The organism is Streptomyces sp. NPDC046203 (assembly GCF_040646255.1).
Classification (GTDB): Bacteria; Actinomycetota; Actinomycetes; order Streptomycetales; family Streptomycetaceae; genus Streptomyces.
The window spans coordinates 10,656-29,996 of record NZ_JBEYZX010000046.1; the positions used below are offsets into that span (position 1 = coordinate 10,656).

Annotated in this window: 4 protein-coding genes; 3 read left to right on the forward strand and 1 reads right to left on the reverse strand. The window is 73.9% G+C overall.

Features of this window, described 5'->3' with window-relative positions:
- Positions 1–7: 7 nt before the first annotated feature.
- Complete coding sequence (locus ABZ990_RS25720; protein WP_361236089.1) at positions 8–16,204, reverse strand: type I polyketide synthase; 16,197 nt, start codon at positions 16,202–16,204, stop codon at positions 8–10.
- Between the two features lie 631 nt (positions 16,205–16,835).
- On the opposite strand from ABZ990_RS25720, the gene ABZ990_RS25725 reads away from it, so the two are divergent.
- From ABZ990_RS25725 to ABZ990_RS25735, 3 genes are all read left to right on the forward strand, one after another.
- Positions 16,836–17,588 carry an alpha/beta fold hydrolase gene (locus ABZ990_RS25725; protein WP_361236092.1) on the forward strand — a complete coding sequence of 251 codons (753 nt, stop codon included), beginning with the start codon at positions 16,836–16,838 and terminating at the stop codon, positions 17,586–17,588.
- A gap of 65 nt (positions 17,589–17,653) precedes the next feature.
- Entirely contained in the window at positions 17,654–18,532 is an 879-nt protein-coding gene (locus ABZ990_RS25730) for a metallophosphoesterase (protein WP_361236095.1), read from the forward strand.
- Between the two features lie 13 nt (positions 18,533–18,545).
- On the forward strand, positions 18,546–19,289 hold the full coding sequence (locus tag ABZ990_RS25735; RefSeq protein WP_361236098.1) for a 4'-phosphopantetheinyl transferase superfamily protein: 744 nt from the start codon (positions 18,546–18,548) through the stop codon (positions 19,287–19,289).
- Positions 19,290–19,341: the final 52 nt, after the last annotated feature.

Here is a 19,341-nt window from a genome sequence, read left to right on the forward strand (position 1 = left end):
TCGTGTGTCAGTCGTCGTCGCCGGCCGCCAGGGCCGCGCGCACCAGATCGTCGATGTCCATGTTCTTGATCGCTTCGCTCCGGTCCTCGGCGTCCCCGGCGTCCCCGGCGTCTTCGACCGACCGGTCGTCCGCCGGGCTCGCGAGCTGCAGCAGCGCGTCGAGCAACCCGGCCTCGCGCAACCGGCCGATCGGGATCGACTCCAGCGTTCGCCGGACCGTCTGCTCGTCCGGTTCGGCCGCCGTGCTCGCGGCGCCCTCGGGGAGCAGCTCACCGAGCAGGAAACCGGAGAGCGCGACCGAGTTCGGGTAGTCGAACATCAGCGTGGCCGGCAGGCGCAGCCCGGTCGCGGACTGCAGCCGGTTGCGCAGCTCGATCGCTCCGAGCGAGTCGAGTCCCAGCTCGCTGAAGCCCTGCCCCGGTTCCACCGCGGCGGGGTTGCCGTGGCCGAGCACAGCCGCGACATGGCCCCGCACCAGATCCAGCAGGTACCGCTCCCGGTCCGCCTCGGGCAGGCCGGCGAGCTTGCGCTCCACCGTGGAGGTCTCCACCGCGACGCTGCCCGCCTGCGCCACCCGGCGGGTCTGCGGGCGCACCAGCCCCCGCAGCAGCGCGGGCAGTTCGCCGACCCGGTCGCGCAGCGCGGCGAGGTCGAGCCGTACCGGTGCCAGCACCGCGTCGGGTGCCCGCACCGCGTCGTCGAACAGGGCCAGGCCCTCGGCGAAGGACAGCTCGGCCACGCCCGAGCGGTTCATCCGCTGGAGGTCGTGCTCGTCCAGGTCCCCGCCCTCGACGGCGGTACCGGCCCAGACGCCCCACGCCAGGGAGCTCGCGGGCAGGCCCTGGGCCCGCCGGTGCTCGGCGAGGGCGTCCAGGAACACGTTGGCGGCCGCGTAGTTCGCCTGTCCGGCGGGCAGCACCATGCCGCCCGTCGAGGAGTAGAGCACGAACGCGGTGAGGCCGAGGTCGCGGGTCAGCTCGTGCAGGTGCCAGGCCGCGTCCGCCTTCGGCCGCAGAACCCGGGCCACCTGCTCGTCGGTGAGCGAGCCGACCAGGGCGTTGTCCATCGCTCCGGCCGCGTGTACGACCGCGGTCAGCGGCTGCTCCGCGGGTATCCCGTCGAGCAGTACGGCCAGCGCCTCCCGGTCGGCGACGTCCACGGCCGCCAGCCGGACGTCGGCGCCCAGCTTCGTCAGCTCCTCGCTCAGGGCCCGCGCGCCGGGCGCCTCGGCACCCCGGCGGCTGGTGAGCAGCAGGTGACGCACTCCGTGCTCGGCGACGAGGTGACGGGCGAGCCGCGCGCCCAGCAGACCGGTGCCGCCGGTGATCAGCACGGTGCCGTCGGCGTCCCACGGCGCGGCCACGTCCGTTCCGGGCGCCGGAACACCGGCGAACCGCGGCACCGTCACCGTGCCTTGGCGGATCGCCGTCTCGGGCTCTCCGGTGGCCACCGCGGCCCGCAGGATCCGTGCGGATTCCGCCGTGTCGTCGAGGTCCACCACGGTGAAGCGGCCGGGATTCTCCGCCTGCGCGGACCGCAGCACACCCCACAGGGGAGCCTGGATCAGGTCCACGGCATCGCCGGGCCGCTCCACCACCACGGCGTCGCGGGTGAGGAGGGCGAGGCGGGACGCGGCGAACCGCTCGTCGGCCAGCCAGTCGCCCAGGACGGCGAGCAGCCGCCGCGTCGCCGCGAGGACCCGCTGCGGCACGTCGCCCTCCGCGGACGCCTCACAGATGTCGGAGGCGGCCAGCAGCACCGTCGCCGGGACCGGCTCGCCGGCGTCGGCCGCGGCGCGCAGGGCGGCGAGGTCGGCGTACGAGCGGTGACCGGCGCCGAGCGCCTTCGCGGCCGCGCCGATGACGGCCAGGTCCTCGGCGGGCGCCGAGGCGGCGGCCAGGGTCCCGCCGAGCGGCTGCCAGCCGATGCGGTACAGCGACTCTCGAGGCGCCCCGCCGACGGCGAGCTGCTCGGCGGAGACCTCACGGACCACCAGCGACTCGACCGTGGCGACCGGCGCGCCGGTCGCGTCGGCGATGTTCAGGGCCACCTCGTCCGGGCCCGGCTTGGTCAGCCGCACCCGCAGCATGGCGGCGCCCGCGGCGTGCAGCGAGACGCCGTTCCAGGCGAAGGGCAGCGCGGTCCGGTCCGCTTCGGCCTTGCCCTCGTCCAGCACGCGCTCGACGTGCAGGGCCGCGTCCAGCAGTGCCGGATGCAGACCGAAGGCGGCGGCCTGGGCGCGGTTGCTCTCGGGCAGTTCGATCTCGGCGAAGAGTTCGTCACCGCGTCGCCAGGCGGTCTTGAGGCCCTGGTAGACGGGCCCGTAGCCGTAACCCAGTCCGGCGAGGTCGGCGTACATCCCGCTCACGTCCACGTTGTGTGCGCCGGCCGGGGGCCAGATGTCCAGCTCGACCGCGTCGGCGGGGGCGCCCTGGGCCAGTACGCCTCGTGCGTGGCGGGTCCACGGCCGTTCGCCGTGCGGGTCCTCGGCCCGCGAGTACACCGCGACGGAGCGCCGTCCGGCCTCGTCCGGTCCGACCACGACCTGTACCGCGACCCCGCCCCGCTCGGGCAGCGGCATCGGGGCCTCCTGGGTCAGCTCCTCCAGCAGGTCGCAGCCGACCTCCTGGCCGGCCCGCAGGGCCATCTCGACGTAGGCCGTTCCCGACAGCAGCACCGTGCCCAGCACGCCGTGGTCGACCAGCCAGGGGTGGGTGTCGAGGGCGAGCCGGCCGGTCAGCACGGGCGCGCCGGTCTCCGGCGAGGTCACCACGGCGCTGAGCAGCGGGTGTCCCGCGGTGACCTGGCCGAGGCCGGTGGCGTCGCTCACCGAGGCCGGCACGTCCAGCCAGTACCTGCGGCGGTGGAAGGCGTAGGTGGGAAGCCCGACCTTGTGTACGCCCTGTCCCGCGAAGTAGGCGTTCCAGTCCGGGCGCACTCCGCGGGTGTGCAGCCGGGCCAGCGCCGTCACCAGCGACGATGCCTCGTCCCTGTCCTTGCGCAGCGCGGGGACCACGACCAGGTCGTCCAGGTCCTCGGGGGACGTGGTGAGGCAGGTCTGGGCCATCGCGGAGAGCACACCGTCGGGTCCGAGCTCCAGGAACCGGGTGGTGCCCTCCTTCTCCAGCACCCGCACGCCGTCGGCGAAGCGCACTGCCTCGCGCACATGGCGCACCCAGTAGGCGGGCGACGCGAACTCCTCGGGAGCGGCCGCCTCGCCGGTGAGGTTGGAGATCACGCGCAGCTTCGGTGCCGCGTAGGTCAGTCCCTCGGCGACGCGGCGGAACTCCTCCAGCATCGGCTCCATCAACGGCGAGTGGAACGCGTGCGAGACCTGCAGCCTGCTGGTCTTACGCCCCTGCGCCCGCAGCTTCTCCTCGATGGCCAGTACGGCCTCCTCGGCGCCGGACACGACGACCGCGGCCGGGCCGTTGACCGCGGCGATGCTCACCTCACCGGTCAGCAGCGGCAGCACCTCGTCCTCGGAGGCCTGCACCGCCACCATCGCCCCGCCGGCGGGCAGGGCCTGCATCAGCCGGCCGCGTGCGGCGACCAGTGCGGCGGCGTCTTCCAGGGACAGCACTCCCGCGACATGCGCGGCGGCCAGTTCGCCGACCGAGTGCCCGAGCAGGTAGTCGGGCCGCAGCCCCCAGGAATCGACCAGCCGGAAGAGCGCGACCTCGATGGCGAACAGTGCGCTCTGGGTGTACTGGGTCTGGTTCAGCAGTTCCGCCTCGGCGGAGCCGGGCTCCGCGAACATCAGCTCCCGCAGGGGCCTGCCCAGCCTCGGGTCCAGCTGTGCGCACACCGCGTCCAGCGCCTCGGCGAACACCGGGAACGCCTGGTGAAGCTGCTTGCCCATGCCGGGGCGCTGCGCGCCCTGGCCGGAGAAGAGGAACGCGGTCCGCCCGGCCGAGCGGGCGGTGCCGAGCACCACCGCGGTGTCCTGCTCGCCGCCGGCCAGGGCGGCCAGAGCACGCAGGGCGGTGTCGCGGTCGTCGGCCAGGACCGCCGCGCGGTGCTCCAGCGCGGGCCTCGTGGTCGCCAGGGCGAAGCCGACGTCGGCGAGGTGCTGCTCCGGGTGTTCCGTCAGGTGGGCCAGCAGGCGCTCGGCCTGGCCGGCCATCGCGGCCTCGGCCGCCGCCGAGAGCACCAGGGGCACCACGGGGGCGGTGGCACGTGCCGGCTCCGCCGCGGGCGCGGCGTCGGCGGCCGGGGCCTGCTCGACGATCACGTGCGCGTTGGTGCCGCTGAGGCCGAAGGAGGAGACCGCGGCGCGGCGCGGCCGGTGGCGCTCGGGCCAGGGGCGGGCCTCGGTGAGCAGCCGTACCGCGCCGGCCGACCAGTCGACCTCGGGCGAGGGTTCGTCCACGTGCAGGGTCTTGGGCATGACGCCGTTGCGGATGGCCATCACCGACTTGATGACGCCGCTGACGCCGGCCGCCGCCTGCGCGTGTCCGATGTTCGACTTGATCGAGCCCAGCCACAGCGGGTCGTCCTGCGGGCGGCCCTGGCCGTAGGTGGCCAGCAGCGCCTGCGCCTCGATGGGGTCGCCGAGACGGGTGCCGGTGCCGTGGCCCTCCACCAGGTCGACGTCGGCCGGAGTGAGGCCGGCGGCGGCCAGCGCCTGCTGGATCACCCGCTGCTGCGAGGGCCCGTTCGGGGCGGTGAGGCCGTTGCTCGCGCCGTCCTGGTTGATCGCCGAACCGCTGATCACCGCGAGTACCTCGTGGCCATTGCGCTGGGCGTCGGACAGCCGCTCCAGCAGCAGCACGCCGAGTCCCTCGGCCCAGCCGGTGCCGTCCGCCGCTGCGGCGAACGCCTTGCAGCTGCCGTCCGCGGACAGGCCGCGCTGCTGGCTGAACTCCACGAAGATCTCCGGCGTCGACATCACCGTCACACCGCCGGCGAGGGCCATGCCGACCTCGCCGCAGCGCAGTGCCTGGCAGGCCATGTGCAGGGCGACCAGGGACGACGAGCATGCCGTGTCCACACTCACCGCGGGGCCTTCCAGGCCGAGGGTGTAGGCGACGCGGCCGGAGAGAATGCTGGCGGCGGTTCCGTTGCCGAGGTAGCCGGCGAGTTCGTCGGGGATGTCCCGCACACGGGTGCCGTAGTCGTGGTACATGACGCCCGCGTAGACGCCGGTCCGGCTGCCGCGCATGCTCGCCGGGTCGATCCCGGCGCGCTCGAAGGCTTCCCACGAGGCCTCGAGGAGCAGGCGCTGCTGCGGGTCCATCGCCACCGCCTCGCGCGGGGAGATGCCGAAGAACGCCGGATCGAAGTCGGCTGCGTCATAGAGGAATCCGCCCCGACGGGAGTAGGTCTTGCCGGGCAGGCCCGGCTCGGGGTCGTAGACGCCTTCGGTGTCCCAGCCTCGGTCCACCGGGAATTCGGCGACGGCGTCGCGCCCCTCCGCCACCAGGTCCCACAGTTCCTCGGGGGTGCTCACCCCGCCGGGGAAGCGGCAGCTGACGGCGACGATGGCGATCGGCTCGTCCGCGGAGACGGCCGTCGCGGGCGCCGCCGGGGCGGCGGCGGCCTGGACGGGGCCGAGCTGCGTGGCGAGGAACTCGGCCACCGAGCGCGCGGTCGGATAGTCGAAGACCAGCGTCACCGGCAGGCGCAGGCCGGTGGCCGAGTTGAGCGCGTTGCGCAGCTCCACCGCGGCGAGCGAGTCGAAGCCCAGTTCCTTGAACGCGCGATCCGGACCGATCACGGCGGCGGACGCGTGTCCCAGGACCGCGGCCACCTGCGTGCCGACCAGTTCCAGCAGCGCGCGCTCCCGCTCGGCGTCGTCGAGCCCGGCGAGCCTGCGCTCGAGCTCTCCGCCGCCCGCCGCCGCACCGGTCTGCGCATTCCGGCGGGCGGGCCGCCGCACGGCGGCGCGCAGCAGCGTCGGGACGTCGTCGCCCCGGTTGTGCAGGGCGACCGGGTCGACGATCAGCGGTGCCAGCATCGCGTGGTCGGTGCGCAGCGCGTCGTCGAAGAGTCCGAGGCCCTCGGCGGCGGGCAGCGCGGGCAGGCCGAGCCGTTCCATCCGCTCCAGGTCGGCGTCGCCGAGTTCGCCGCCGAGGCCGGTGTTGACCGCCCACATGCCGAAGGCGATCGAGGTGGCGGGCAGCCCCTCGGCCCTTCGGTGGTGGGCGAGGGCGTCGAGGAAGACGTTGGCCGCGGCGTAGTTGGCCTGTCCGGCGGGCAGGACCAGGCCGCCCGCCGAGGAGAACAGCACGAACGCGGTCAGGCCGAGATCGCGGGTGAGCTCGTGCAGGTGCCAGGCAGCGTCCGCCTTCGGGCGCAGCACGGTGTCCAGCGCCTGCGGCGTGAGGGAGCCGATCAGGCCCGGGGCGACCACGCCGGCGGCGTGGACCACGCCGGTCAGCGGGCGGTCGGCGGAGATCCCGGCCAGTGCCGCGGCCAGCGCCTCACGGTCGGACACATCGCACGCGGCCACGCCGACCCGTGCGCCCTGCTCGCCGAGTTCCGCGCACAGGGCGGCGGCCTCCGGGGCGTCCATGCCACGACGGCTCGTCAGGAGCAGGGAGCGCACGCCGTGTTCGGCGACCAGGTGACGGGCGACACGGGCGCCCAGTCCGCTGGTGCCACCGGTGATCAGCACCGTGCCGGTGGTGTCCCACGGCGAGCCGGTGTCCGGTACGAGTGCCTTCGTCAGCCGGGGTACGAGGAACTGCCCCTCGCGTACGGCGATTTCGGGCTCACCGAGGCCGGCCGCCTGCGGCAGCAGCCGGAGCGACTCGTCCACGCCGTCGGTGTCGATCAGTACGAAGCGGCCGGGGTTCTCGGCCTGCGCCGCGCGCACCAGGCCCCAGACGGGGGCCTGGCCGAGGTCGGTGAGGTCGGCGTCGCCCGTCACGGCGGCGGCGCCCTTGGTGACGACGGCCAGCTTCGCGGTGGCGAAGCGCTCGTCGGACAGCCAGGACTTCACCAGGGCGAGCACGTCGTGGGTGAGGGCGCGTACCGCGTCCGGGGCGGTAGCGGTGGATTCGGGACAGGGGGCCAGGACGAGGTCCGGCACGGCGGCGCCGTTCTCGATCGCGGCGGTCAGGGCCGCGAGGCCGGTGAACGGTTCGGCGCCCTCCAGGCCCGGCAGGCCGGCGCCGAGCACGGCGTGGCGGGCCGTGACGGGCGTGTGCGCGGCGACGGGCGTCCATTCGAGACGGAAGAGGGAGTCCGCGAGCCGGCCTTGGGCGCTGTCGAGCTGTTCCTCCGACACCGGCCGGGAGATCAGCGACTCGACGGTCATGACGGGCCGGCCGGTGGAGTCGGCCACCACCATGGCCGACTCCTCGGCGCCGCGGATCCGGCGGACCCACACGCGCAGCGCGGACGCGCCGGACGCGTGCAGCGACACACCGCTCCACGCGAACGGCAACAGGGCTTCCGAGCCGCCGTCCTGCTGGTCGACGAGGACATCGGCGTGCATCGCCGTGTCGAGCAGCGCCGGGTGCAGGCCGTACTTGACCGCCTCCGCGCGCACTCCCTCCGGCAGCTCGACCTCCGCGAACAGTTCGTCGCCGCGCAGCCAGGCGGCGCGCATGCCCTGGAACGCGGGGCCGTAGCCGTAGCCGCGCTCGCGCAGGCGGCCGTACGCGTCGGTCATGTCCACGGCCGTGGCGCCGGCCGGCGGCCACTGGGTGAGGTCCGCCGACAACGACGGGGTTCCGGAGGCCAGGAATCCGGCGGCGTGGCGGGTCCAGGACCGCTCGTCCGCGCCCGCCGGGGAGTCGTCGCGGCGGGAGTAGATGTGCAGCGCGCGGCGGCCCGACTCGTCCGCGGGACCGGCCACCGCGCGCAGCGCGACTCCGCCCCGCTGGGGCAGCACCAACGGCGCTTCGAGGGTGAGTTCCTCGATGAGGTCGCAGCCCACCTCGTCGCCGACGCGCACGGCGATCTCGACGAAGCCGGTGCCGGGCAGCAGGACGGAGCCGAGCACACCGTGATCGGCGACCCAGGGCTGCCCGGCGACGGAGAGCCGGCCGGAGAGCACCACGGCACCGGAGTCGGGTGAGACCACGGCCGCGCTGAGGAGGGGGTGGTCGACCGGGTCCAGACCGGCGGAGCCGACATCACCGGCGCCGGCCTCCACGTCCAGCCAGTAGCGCCCGCGCTGGAAGGCATACGTCGGCAGGTCCACGTGCCCCTGGCCGCGATCGCCCAGGAGGGACTCCCAGTCGACCTGCCCGCCCCGGGTCCAGACGGCGGCGACGCCGGCGAGCACGTCGCGGTCCTCGCGGCGCCCGTCGCCTCGGTCGCGGCGCAGCAGCGGAACGAACGCGATGTCGCGGTCGGCGTCGACGGACTCCTGGCCGAGCGCGCTGAGCACGGCGTCCGGGCCGATCTCGACGAAGGTCGTCACCCCGCCCGCCGCCGCGGTGCGCACCGCGTCGGAGAAGAGCACCGCGTCGCGGACGTGGCGTACCCAGTACCCCGGTGAGCACAGCTCGTCCACGGTGGCCGGGGCGCCGGTCACCGTGGAGACGACGGCGATCCGCGGCGCCTCGTAGGACAGGCTCGCGGCGACCTCGCCGAACTCCGCCAGCATCGGCTCCATCAGCGCGGAGTGGAAGGCGTGGGACACCCGCAAGCGGCTGACCTTGCGCCCCTCGGCCTCGAAGCGCGCGGCGATCTCGGCGATGACGTCCTCGGCGCCCGAGAGCACCACCGACGAGGGGCCGTTCACCGCGGCGATGCTCAGCCGGTCGCCGACCAGGGGCGCCACCTCGTCCTTCGTGGCCTGTACGGCGAGCATGGCGCCGCCCGCCGGCAGGGCCTGCATCAGCCGGCCGCGCGCCGCGACCAGCTTCGCGGCGTCCGCCAGCGACAGCACGCCGGCGACATGCGCGGCGGCCAGTTCACCGATCGAGTGCCCGGCGAGCATGTCGGGGCGCACACCCCACGACTCGACCAGGCGGAAGAGCGCCACCTCGACGGCGAACAGCGCCGGCTGGGCGTATCCGGTCCGGTTCAGCAGCTCCTGCTCCTCGCCCCAGACCACCTCGCGCAGCGAACGGTCCAGATGCGCGTCCAGAGCGGCGAGGGCCGCGTCGAAGGCGTCGGCGAAGACGGGGAACGCCTCGTGCAGCTGCCGGCCCATGCCGATGCGCTGGGCGCCCTGTCCGGTGAACAGGAAGGCGAGCTTGCCCTCGCGCACCGAGCCGGTGAGCGCCGGCAGGTCCAGGCCTCGGACGAACTCCTCGCGGTCGGCGCCGAGTACCACCGCACGGTGTTCCATCGCCGCCCGCGTGGTGGCCAGTGCCCTGGCGGCGGTGGCGAACGCGTCCTCGTCCAGCGTCCCGGCGAGGGACTTGAGCCGGTCCGCCTGTGCCCGCAGGGCCTGCGGGGTCTTGGCGGACAGCACCCAGGGCAGCGGGGCGCCGTCGGGCTCCGGCGAGCGGACCGGCTCCTCGGGCGCCGGCGGGGCCTGCTCGACGATCACGTGGGCGTTGGTGCCGCTGATGCCGAACGAGGAGACGCCCGCCCGGCGCGCGTGCCCGTTGTCCGGCCACGGCTCGGCCTCGCTCAGCAGTCGCACCGCGCCGGTGGACCAGTCCACCTGGTCGGAGGGTGTTTCGGAGTGCAGCGACGCGGGGAGCATCCCGTGCCGCATCGACAGCACCGTCTTGATCACGCCGGCGACGCCGGAGGCCGCCTGGGTGTGGCCCATGTTCGACTTGATCGAGCCGAGCAGGAGCGGCGTGCCGGTCGCGGGCCGCTGCTGACCGTAGGTCTCCAGCAGCGCCTGGGCCTCGATCGGGTCGCCGAGCCGGGTGCCGGTGCCGTGTCCCTCCACCACGTCGATGTCCGCGGGGGTGAGTCCGGCGTCGGTCAGCGCCTGCCGGATGACCCGCTGCTGCGAGGGGCCGTTGGGTGCGGTCAGTCCGTTGGACGCGCCGTCGGAGTTGACCGCCGAGCCGCGCAGCACCGCCAGCACCTGGTGGCCGTTGCGCCGGGCGTCGGACAGCCGCTCCAGCAGCAGGATTCCGGCGCCCTCGCCCCAGCCCGTGCCGTCGGCGCCGATGCCGAAGGACTTGCAGCGCCCGTCGGAGGCCAGCCCGCGCTGCCGGCTCATGTCCGTGAAGGTGTCGGGGGTGGACATCACCGTCACACCGCCGGCGAGCGCCAGCGTGCACTCGCCGCGGCGCAGGGCCTGCGCCGCCCAGTGCATCGCGACCAGCGAGGACGAGCAGGCGGTGTCGACGCTCACCGCGGGGCCCTCCAGGCCCAGCGTGTACGCGACGCGGCCGGACACCATGCTGGCCAGGCTGCCGTTGCCGTGGTAACCGGCCAGGTCCTCGGGGAGCGGGCCGAGGCGCAGGCCCCAGTCGTGGTACATCACGCCGGCGAAGACGCCGGTGCGGCTGCCTCGCAGCGAGGTGGGGTCGATCCCGGCCTGTTCGAGGGTCTCCCAGGCGACCTCCAGCATCAGCCGCTGCTGCGGGTCCATCGCGTGGGCCTCACGCGGGCTGATGCCGAAGAAGTCCGGGTCGAACTGGGCCGCGTCGTGCAGGAAGCCGCCCTCGGTGGAGTACGTCTTGCCGGGCTTGCCGATCTCCGGGTCGTACAGGTCGGTGGCCCAGCCTCGGTCGGTCGGGAACGGCGAGATCGCATCGGTGCCGGCGGACACCAGCCGCCACAGGTCCTCGGGCGAGTCGACGCCGCCGGGGTAGCGGCAGGCCATGCCGACGATCGCGATCGGCTCGTCCGTCACGGCCGGCGACGCGGCGGCGGCCCGCGGGGCCTGCCCGCCGGTGGCGAGCACCTTCTCCGCCAGGTACCCGGCCAGGGCGGCGGAGTTCGGGTAGTCGAAGGTCAAGGTGGCGCTCAGGCGCAGCCCGGTGGCCGTGCTCAGCCGGTTGCGCAGCTCGACGGCCGCCAGCGAGTCGAAGCCGATCTCGTTGAACGCCCGGCTCGCGCTGACCTCGTCCGCACTCTCGTGACCGAGCACCTCGGCCGCCTGGGTACGGACGAGTTCGAGCAGCGCCTCGGTCCGCTCCGCTTCGCCGAGTCCGGCGAGACGCTGCGCGAGCGGCGCCGTCACCGCGACGGGGCCTGTGGCGGCGGTCCGGCGGGCGGGCACCTTGACGAGGCCGCGCAGCAGCGCGGGCACTCCGTCGGCCCGGGCCCGCAGTGCCTTCGGATTCACCCGGACCGGCACCACCGAGTGGTCGTCGCCGGCCAGCGCGTCGTCCAGCAGCCGCAGGTTCTCGTCGAAGTCCAGCGGGTCCAGGCCCAGGCGCTTGATGCGCTGGAGGGCGGTGTCGTCCAGGTTCCGGCCCATGCCGCCGTCGCCGGCCCACAGGCCCCAGGCCAGCGAGGTCACTGCCTGGCCGGCCGAGGCGCGGCGGGCGGCCAGCGCGTCGAGGAAGAGGTTGGCCGCGGCGTAGTTGGCCTGGCCCGCGCCGTCGAGCAGGGTGGCGGCGGAGGAGTAGAGCACGAACGCGGACAGGTCCAGATCGCGGGTGAGCTCGTGCAGCGCCCACGCGGCGTCCACCTTGGGCCGCATCACGAAGTCCAGGCGCTGCGACGTCAGCGAGCCGACGAGCCCGTCGTCGATCACGCCGGCGGTGTGCACCACGCCGGTCAACGGGTGCTCGGCCGGGATCGCGGCCAGCACCGCGGCCAGCTCGTCCCGCTCGGCCACATCGCACGCGGCCACCGTCGTGCGGGCGCCCAGTCCGGTCAGCTCGGCGACGAGTTCGCGCGCGCCGGGGGCGTCCGGGCCTCGCCTGCTGGTGAGCAGCAGGTGGCGCACGCCGTGCTCGGTGACCAGGTGCCGGGCGAGACGGGCACCGAGACCACCGGTGCCGCCGGTGATCAGAACGGTGCCGTCGGCGTTCCACGGGGACGGCTTCTCCTCGGCGGGCGCCTGCACGCTCGTCAGGCGCGGTACGCGGATCCGCCCGGCCCGCAGGGCGAGTTCCGGTTCGTCCGCCGCGACCGCCGAGGCGGCGGCCGCCGCGATCATGTCCTGCGACTCGGGGGTCCCGTCGGTGTCCAGCAGGACGAACCGGCCGGGGTTCTCCGCCTGGGCCGACCGCACCAGACCCGGCACCGGTGCCTGGGTCAGGTCGCTCTCGTCCCCGTCGTCAGTGACGACCGCGTCGTGTGTCACCACGACCAGGCGGGAAGAGGCGCACCGCTCGTCGGCGAGCCAGGTCTGCACCGCCTCGAGAACGTCGCGGGCGACGGTACGGACAGCGGCCGGGACATCGTCCCCGCCGGGGATCCGCGGGGCCCGGTAGACCACCAGCTCGGGCACGTCACCGGTGGTGTTCGCCAGGTCGGCGAGCTCGGGAAGGGCGGCCCGGGCGGCGGGGCCGGCCGGCAGCGGCTGCCACCGCAGCCGGTGGAGCGAGTCGTACCGGGCCGGCCGCGCCGCGCGCAGCTGCTCGCCCGACACCTCGCGCACGTGGAGGGATTCCACGAACGCCACCGGCGCACCGGAGGTGTCGGCGATGGCCAGCGAGATCCGGTCCCGGGCGGGCGCCACGATCCGTACGCGCACCGCGCGGGCCCCGGTGGCGTGCAGCGTGACCCCGTTCCAGGAGAACGGAACCCGGGCCCCTGCCGAGGCCGAATCGTCCTCCGCGTAGTCGGAAGGATGCAGCGCCGCGTCCAGAAGAGCCGGGTGCAGACCGAACGCGGCGGCGTCGGCCGCGGCCTGCTCGGGCAGGACGGCTTCGGCGAACACCTCGGAGCCGCGCCGCCAGGCCGCACGCAGGCACCGGAAGACGGGCCCGTAGCCGTATCCCTCGTCGGCCATGCCCGCGTAGTGCGTGCTGACGTCGACGGGCTGCGCTCCGGCGGGCGGCCACTGGCCTCCCAGCGCCGACAGGGCGTCCCGGGCGGCGGGTTCGGGAGCGCCGACGGGCATCAGCACGCCCTCGGCATGCCGCAGCCAGTCCGTGTCCGCCGGGGCGTCCTCGTCGCGTGAGTAGAACTCGACCGTACGGCGGCCGGACTCGTCCGCGGCGCCGATCACGACCTGCAGGGCGACGCCGCCGGTCTCCGGCAGCGCCAACGGTGCTTCGAGGGTGAGTTCCTCCACGCGGGCGCAGCCGACCTGGTCGCCCGCCCGGATCGCCAGCTCCACGAAGGCCGTGCCCGGCAGCACCGCGACGCCGGAGATCACATGGTCGGCGAGCCAGGGGTGCGAGTGCGGCGACAGCCGGCCGGTGAGCACGGTGGAGTCGGAGCCGGCCAGGGTGACGACCGCGCCGAGCACGGGGTGCTGCGCGGCGATCTGGCCCAGGCCGGACGGGTCGCCCGCCGAATCGGGGGCCGTCAGCCAGTACCGGCGCGGCTGGAACGCGTACGTGGGCAGGGAGACACGGCGTGCGCCGCGGCCGGCGAACAGGGCGCTCCAGCGCAGGTCGGCACCGCGCGCGTGGGCCAGCGCGACCGCGGACAGCGTCTCGCGCCTCTCCTCGCGCCCGGACCGCAGCAGCGGAGCGAACACCGCGTCGGTGACGTCCTCGGGGAGGCAGTCCTGGCCCATGGCGGCCAGCACCGCGTCCGGCCCCAGTTCCAGGAAGGTCCGCACCCCCTGCCCGGCCAGCCAGCCGATGCCGTCGGCGAACCGCACGGCTTCGCGGACGTGGCGGACCCAGTACTCCGGCGAGCACAGCTCCTCGGCCGTGGCCATGCGCCCGGTCACATTCGACACGACCGGGATCCGCGGCGCGGAGTAGGTCAGGATCTCGGCGATCCGGCGGAAGTCGGCGAGCATCGGCTCCATCAGAGGCGAGTGGAAGGCGTGGCTCACCCGCAGCCGACGGGTCTTGCGGCCCTGGGCGGCGAACCTCTCGGCCAGCGCCAGGACCGCCCCCTCGGCGCCCGAGAGCACCACCGAGCCGGGCCCGTTGATCGCCGCGATGTCCACCTCGTCGGTGAGCAGCGGCAGCACCTCGTCCTCGGATGCCTGCACCGCCACCATCGCGCCGCCCGCCGGCAGCTCCTGCATCAGCCGGCCGCGCGCCCCCACCAGGGTGGCCGCGTCCTCAAGGGTGAACACGCCGGCGGCATGCGCGGCGGCCAGTTCACCGATCGAGTGCCCGGCCAGGAAGTCGGGGCGCAGCCCCCACGAGTCGACGAGCCGGAAGAGCGCCACCTCGACCGCGAACAGCGCGGCCTGGGCGTACATCGTCCGGTCCAGGAGGGCCGCCTCCTCGGATCCCTCCTCGGCGAAGAGGACGTCCCACAGCGACACGTCCAGCTGAAGGTCGAGGTGGCCGATGGCCTCTTCGAGTGCCTCGGCGAACACGGGGAACGCGCCATGGAGTTCACGTCCCATGGCAAGGCGCTGGCTGCCCTGCCCGGTGAACAGGAACGCGAGCCGGCCGCCGGGGGTGGAGCCGGTGCGCACACCGGGGTCCGGCTCGCCCGCGGCGATCGCCCGCAGTCCGCGCAGGAACTCGTCGCGGTCGCCCGCGAGCACCACGGCACGGTGCTCCAGCGCGGCCCGCGTGGTGGCCAGCGAGTGGCCGAGATCGGCGAGGGTCGCGTCGGTGCCGGCCTCCACGAAGGACAGCAGCCGGTCGGCCTGGGCGCGCAGCGCCGCCTCGCTCCGTCCGGAGACGACCAGCGGCGTCAGGGTGTCCCGGTCCGCGGGCTCGGACGGTTCGGGGGTGTCCCGCTCGACGTCCTCGCGCGGCGGCTCCTCCAGGATGACGTGCGCGTTGGTGCCGCTGATGCCGAAGCTCGAGACGCCCGCGCGGCGGGGGTGCCCGTCGGCCTCCCACGGCACCTGCTCGGTCAGCAGCCGCACCGTGCCGGCCGACCAGTCCACATTGGGCGACGGGGCGTCCACGTGCAGCGTCTCCGGCAGGACCCCGTGCCGCATCGCCATGATCATCTTGATGATGCCGGCGACACCGGCCGCGGCCTGGGTGTGGCCGAGGTTCGTCTTCACGGAGCCGAGCCACAGCGGCCGCTCCGGCGACCGGCCCCTGCCGTAGGTGGCGATCAGCGCCTGGGCCTCGATCGGGTCACCGAGTGTGGTGCCGGTGCCGTGCGCCTCCACGGCGTCCACCTCGTCGGGCCCCAGTCCGGCGCCGGCCAGGGCCTGGCGGATCACCCGCTGCTGCGCGGCCCCGCTCGGGGCGGTGAGACCGTTGCTCGCGCCGTCCTGGTTGATCGCCGAGCCGCGGATGAGGGCCAGCACCTGGTGTCCGTTGCGCCGGGCGTCGGAGAGCCGCTCGAGCACGAGAAGGCCGACGCCCTCGGCGAATCCGGTTCCGTCCGCCGCGGCGGCGAAAGCCTTCACCAGGCCGTCCGGGGCGAGCCCGCGCTGCTGGCTGAACTCGGTGAACAGGCCGGGGCTGCTCAGCACCGTGATGCCGCCGGCCAGGGCCAGCGAGGACTCGCCGCGGCGCAGCGACTGAGCGGCGAGGTGCAGGGAGACCAGCGAGCCGGAGCACGCGGTGTCGATCGTGAGGGCGGGGCCCTCGAGCCCCAGCGTGTAGGCGACGCGGCCCGACGCGACGCTGAGCGCCTGGCCGTTCAGTACGTAACCGGCGAGGTGGTCCGGCGCTTCGTGCACCCGCACGCCGTACTCGGTCATGCCCGCGGCGACGAACACGCCGGTCCGGCTGCCGCGCAGCGACGACGGGTCGATCCCGCCGCGCTCCAGCGCCTCCCAGGAGGTCTCGAGCAGGAGCCGCTGCTGCGGGTCCATCGCCAGCGCCTCGCGCGGGCTGATCCCGAAGAACTCGGCGTCGAACTCGGGCACGTCGTACAGGAAGCCGCCGACCCGGGCATAGCTCCTGCCCGGCGTCTGCGGCTCGTCGTCGAAGAGCGCGTCGAGGTCCCAGCCGCGATCCGCGGGGAACTCCCCGACCGCGGTACGCCCTTCGGACACCATCTCCCACAGGTCCTCGGCGGAGCGGACACCACCGGGGAACCGGCCGCTGAAGCCGACGATCGCGATCGGCTCGTCGTCGGCGGCGACCGGCTCCGCCGGCTCCTCCCGCTCGGCGGGCAGGCCCAGCACCTCGGCGCGCAGGAAGCCGGCCAGCAGCGCCGGGCTGGGGTGGTCGAACGCGACGGTGACGGGCAGTCCGACCCCGGTGGCCGTGTTCAGCCGCGCGTGCAGCTCGACCAGGCCGAGCGAGTCCAGCCCCAGTTCCTTGAAGGACCGCCGGGTCTCGGTGATCGCGACCGTGTCCGGCCGCACCTTCCGCACGACTTCCAGGGTCTGTGCGCACACGAGGTCCAGCAACAGCCTGGACTGCTCCGAGGCCGGCAGACCTGCCAGCCGCCGCGCCAGGGGGGACCTCGGCCCCGCACCCGCTCCGGGTACGTGATCTGCGTCAGGGACGAAGCCTCCGGACCGGGCCATCTGCACACACTCCAAGTTCGGCACTGCTCTAGCGGCAAGGGGGTAGCCACCCAAGATGGACTCGCACGCTATGGCGGGCGGACATCGCGACGGCACCCCTATCGACCCGGGTGTTGCACCTGTACGCGGTCCTGCGGGGTACCCGTCGTCCACGGGTGGACCGGCCCGGGCCGGGACGGCGGCACCCGGTCCGACCGGTATTCCGAAAGTAGGGGTGTGCGCGGGGAGTTCAGGGGGGTGACTTCTGTGGCACGCCTCGTCGCCCGTTGATTCAATGGCCCGGGACACGGGCCGTACGCCCTGGCCGCACGCCCTGGCCGACGGACCGGGCACGATCGTCGCCGAGTCACCGTCGTCCGTCCGGCCGGCCCGCTCGCGGGCCGCGTGACACAAGGCCGAGGCGGCGGCACGCGTATGCCGCCGTCGGCGCGACCACACCCGCGACAGGGCAGCCACGAAGGGAAGTTGAAGGACCATGACGGGAACAGCCACCTCGACGGATGCGTGGGTGCGACGGTTCCATCCGGCCGACGACGCCGGAACGCGACTGATCTGCTTTCCGCACGCCGGCGGGTCGGCCACGTACTACTTCCCCGTCTCCCGGGCGATGTCACCCGCGACGGATGTGCTGGCGGTCCAGTATCCCGGCCGCCAGGACCGCCGCTTCGAGCCCTGCGTCGACGACCTCCACGAACTCGCCGACCGGGTGGTCGCCGAACTGCTGCCGTGGACCGACCGGCCGGTCGCCCTGTTCGGGCACAGTCTGGGTGCCACCCTGGCCTTCGAAGTGGCCCTCCGCCTGGAAGCCGCCGGCATCGTCCCGCTCGGCCTGTTCGCTTCCGGCCGCACGGCCCCGTCCCGGCACCGCGGCGGGCGGATGCACCTGAACAGCGACGAGAAGCTGCTCGACTCGATCAAGCGCATGAGCGGGACGGACCCGCAGATACTGCAGGACGACGAGTTGCTCCAGGTGATGCTGCCGATGTTCCGCAGCGACTACAAGGCTGCCGAGACCTACCGCTACCGGTCCGGGTCCGTGCTGTCCTGCCCCGTGATCGCCCTGACCGGGGACAGCGACACCGAGGTGACGCCCGAGGAGGCGCGCGCCTGGGAGGAACACACCACAGGGCCGTTCTCCATGGAGGTGTTCAGCGGCGGGCACTTCTACCTCAACTCCCACGCCGGCACCGTGATATCCCTCATCCGCGACCACATGGCGAACCGCTGAGGCCGGCGGTCCGCATCGGGTCGCGGCGCGCCACGGAAGACGGAAGACGGAAGAGAGACACAGCAGTGGAGTACGAGGTCCGCGGCGCACCGCGGGATCGGACCGTCGGCGCCGGAGCCCGGCCCGGGAAACTGGTCGCCATCAGCGACCTGCACGTCAGGTACGCCGAGAACCGCGGGATCGTCGAAGGACTGCGGCCCGAGTCCAGCCAGGACTGGCTGGTGGTGGCGGGGGACGTCGGCGAGTTCGTGGCCGACATCGAGTGGGCGCTCGGCGTCCTGCGCGACCGGTTCGCCAAGGTGATCTGGGCTCCCGGCAACCACGAGCTGTGGACACCGCCCGACGACCCGGTGCGGCTGCGCGGCGAGGAGAGGTATCTGCACCTCGTGGACCTCTGCCGACGGCTGGGAGTGGTCACTCCCGAGGATCCGTACGAGATCTGGGAGGGCGAGGGCGGCCCGGTCGCCGTCGCACCGCTCTTCGTGCTGTACGACTACTCCTTCCGTCCCGCGGGCGCCCTCAACCAAGACGCCGCTCTGGAGCAGGCCAAGGACGCCGGGGTGGTGTGCACGGATGAGTACCTGCTGCATCCGGACCCCTATCCCAGCCGGGAGGCGTGGTGCCGCGCCCGCCTGGCGATCACCGAGGAACGGCTGGCGGCCATCCCGTCCGACATGCCGACCGTGCTGGTCAACCACTTCCCCCTGGTGCGCGAACCCACCCGTGTCCTGCGCTACCCCGAGTTCGCCCTGTGGTGCGGCACCGAGGCGACAGCGGACTGGCACCGTCGGTTCCGGGCCGCCGCCGTGGTCTACGGACACCTGCACATTCCGCGGCTGATCCATCAGAACGGCGTGCCCCACCACGAGGTGTCCCTCGGCTACCCCCGTGAATGGCGAGCGTTTCACCCGGCGCCCGGCCGCCCGGTGCAGATACTCCCGTGACAAGGAGATCCGGATGATCGAAGAACTGCTGCCCGCGCCGATCGCGGTGGCCGAAGCGTTCCACGACCCGGTCGACGTCCAGCTGTATCCCGAAGAGGCAGAGCTGATCGCCAAAGCCGTCTCCAAGCGGCGCCGGGAATTCGCCACCGTACGGGCCTGTGCCCGAAAGGCACTGGGACAGCTCGGTCTTCCCCCCGCGCCGATACTCCCCGGAACGCGCGGTGCGCCGCAGTGGCCCGCGTCGATCGTCGGCAGCATGACCCACTGCGGCGGTTACCGGGCGGCCGCCGTGGCCCATGCCCGCGACATGGTGACCGTGGGTCTGGACTCGGAACCCAACGAACCGCTGAAGGACGACGGGGTACTGAACCTCGTCACGGTCGCCGAGGAACGGGCATGGCTGCCGGAAGCCGCGGCACGCCGGCCCGGCGTCAACTGGGACCGGTTGGTGTTCAGCGCCAAGGAGAGCGTCTACAAGGCGTGGTACCCCCTCACCGGTTTGTGGCTGGACTTCGACGAGGCCGTCATCACCGTGGATCCCGTCGGCGGGACGTTCGAGGCGCGCCTCCTGGTGCCGGGTCCGGTGGTGGCCGGCACGCGGCTGCCGGGTTTCAGCGGAAGGTGGCTGGCCCGCGACGGGCTGATCCTCACCGCGATCTCCGTGACGCACGAAGCGGTGGCGGCACGGACGCCACCGGTCGGCGCCGGCGGTGCTCGGGCGCACGGTCCGGGGGACGGTTCCCCGACGACTCGGTGACGGTGGGCTCCTGCCCGCGGCGGCGGCGCGTCACGTCGCCCTGAACTCGCAG

Bases quoted from the DNA above. Each gene is read 5' to 3' on its own strand.
- ABZ990_RS25725 (WP_361236092.1), top strand. From the start codon at position 16,836: ATGACGGGAACAGCCACCTCGACGGATGCGTGGGTGCGACGGTTCCAT.
- ABZ990_RS25735 (WP_361236098.1), top strand. From the start codon at position 18,546: ATGATCGAAGAACTGCTGCCCGCGCCGATCGCGGTGGCCGAAGCGTTC.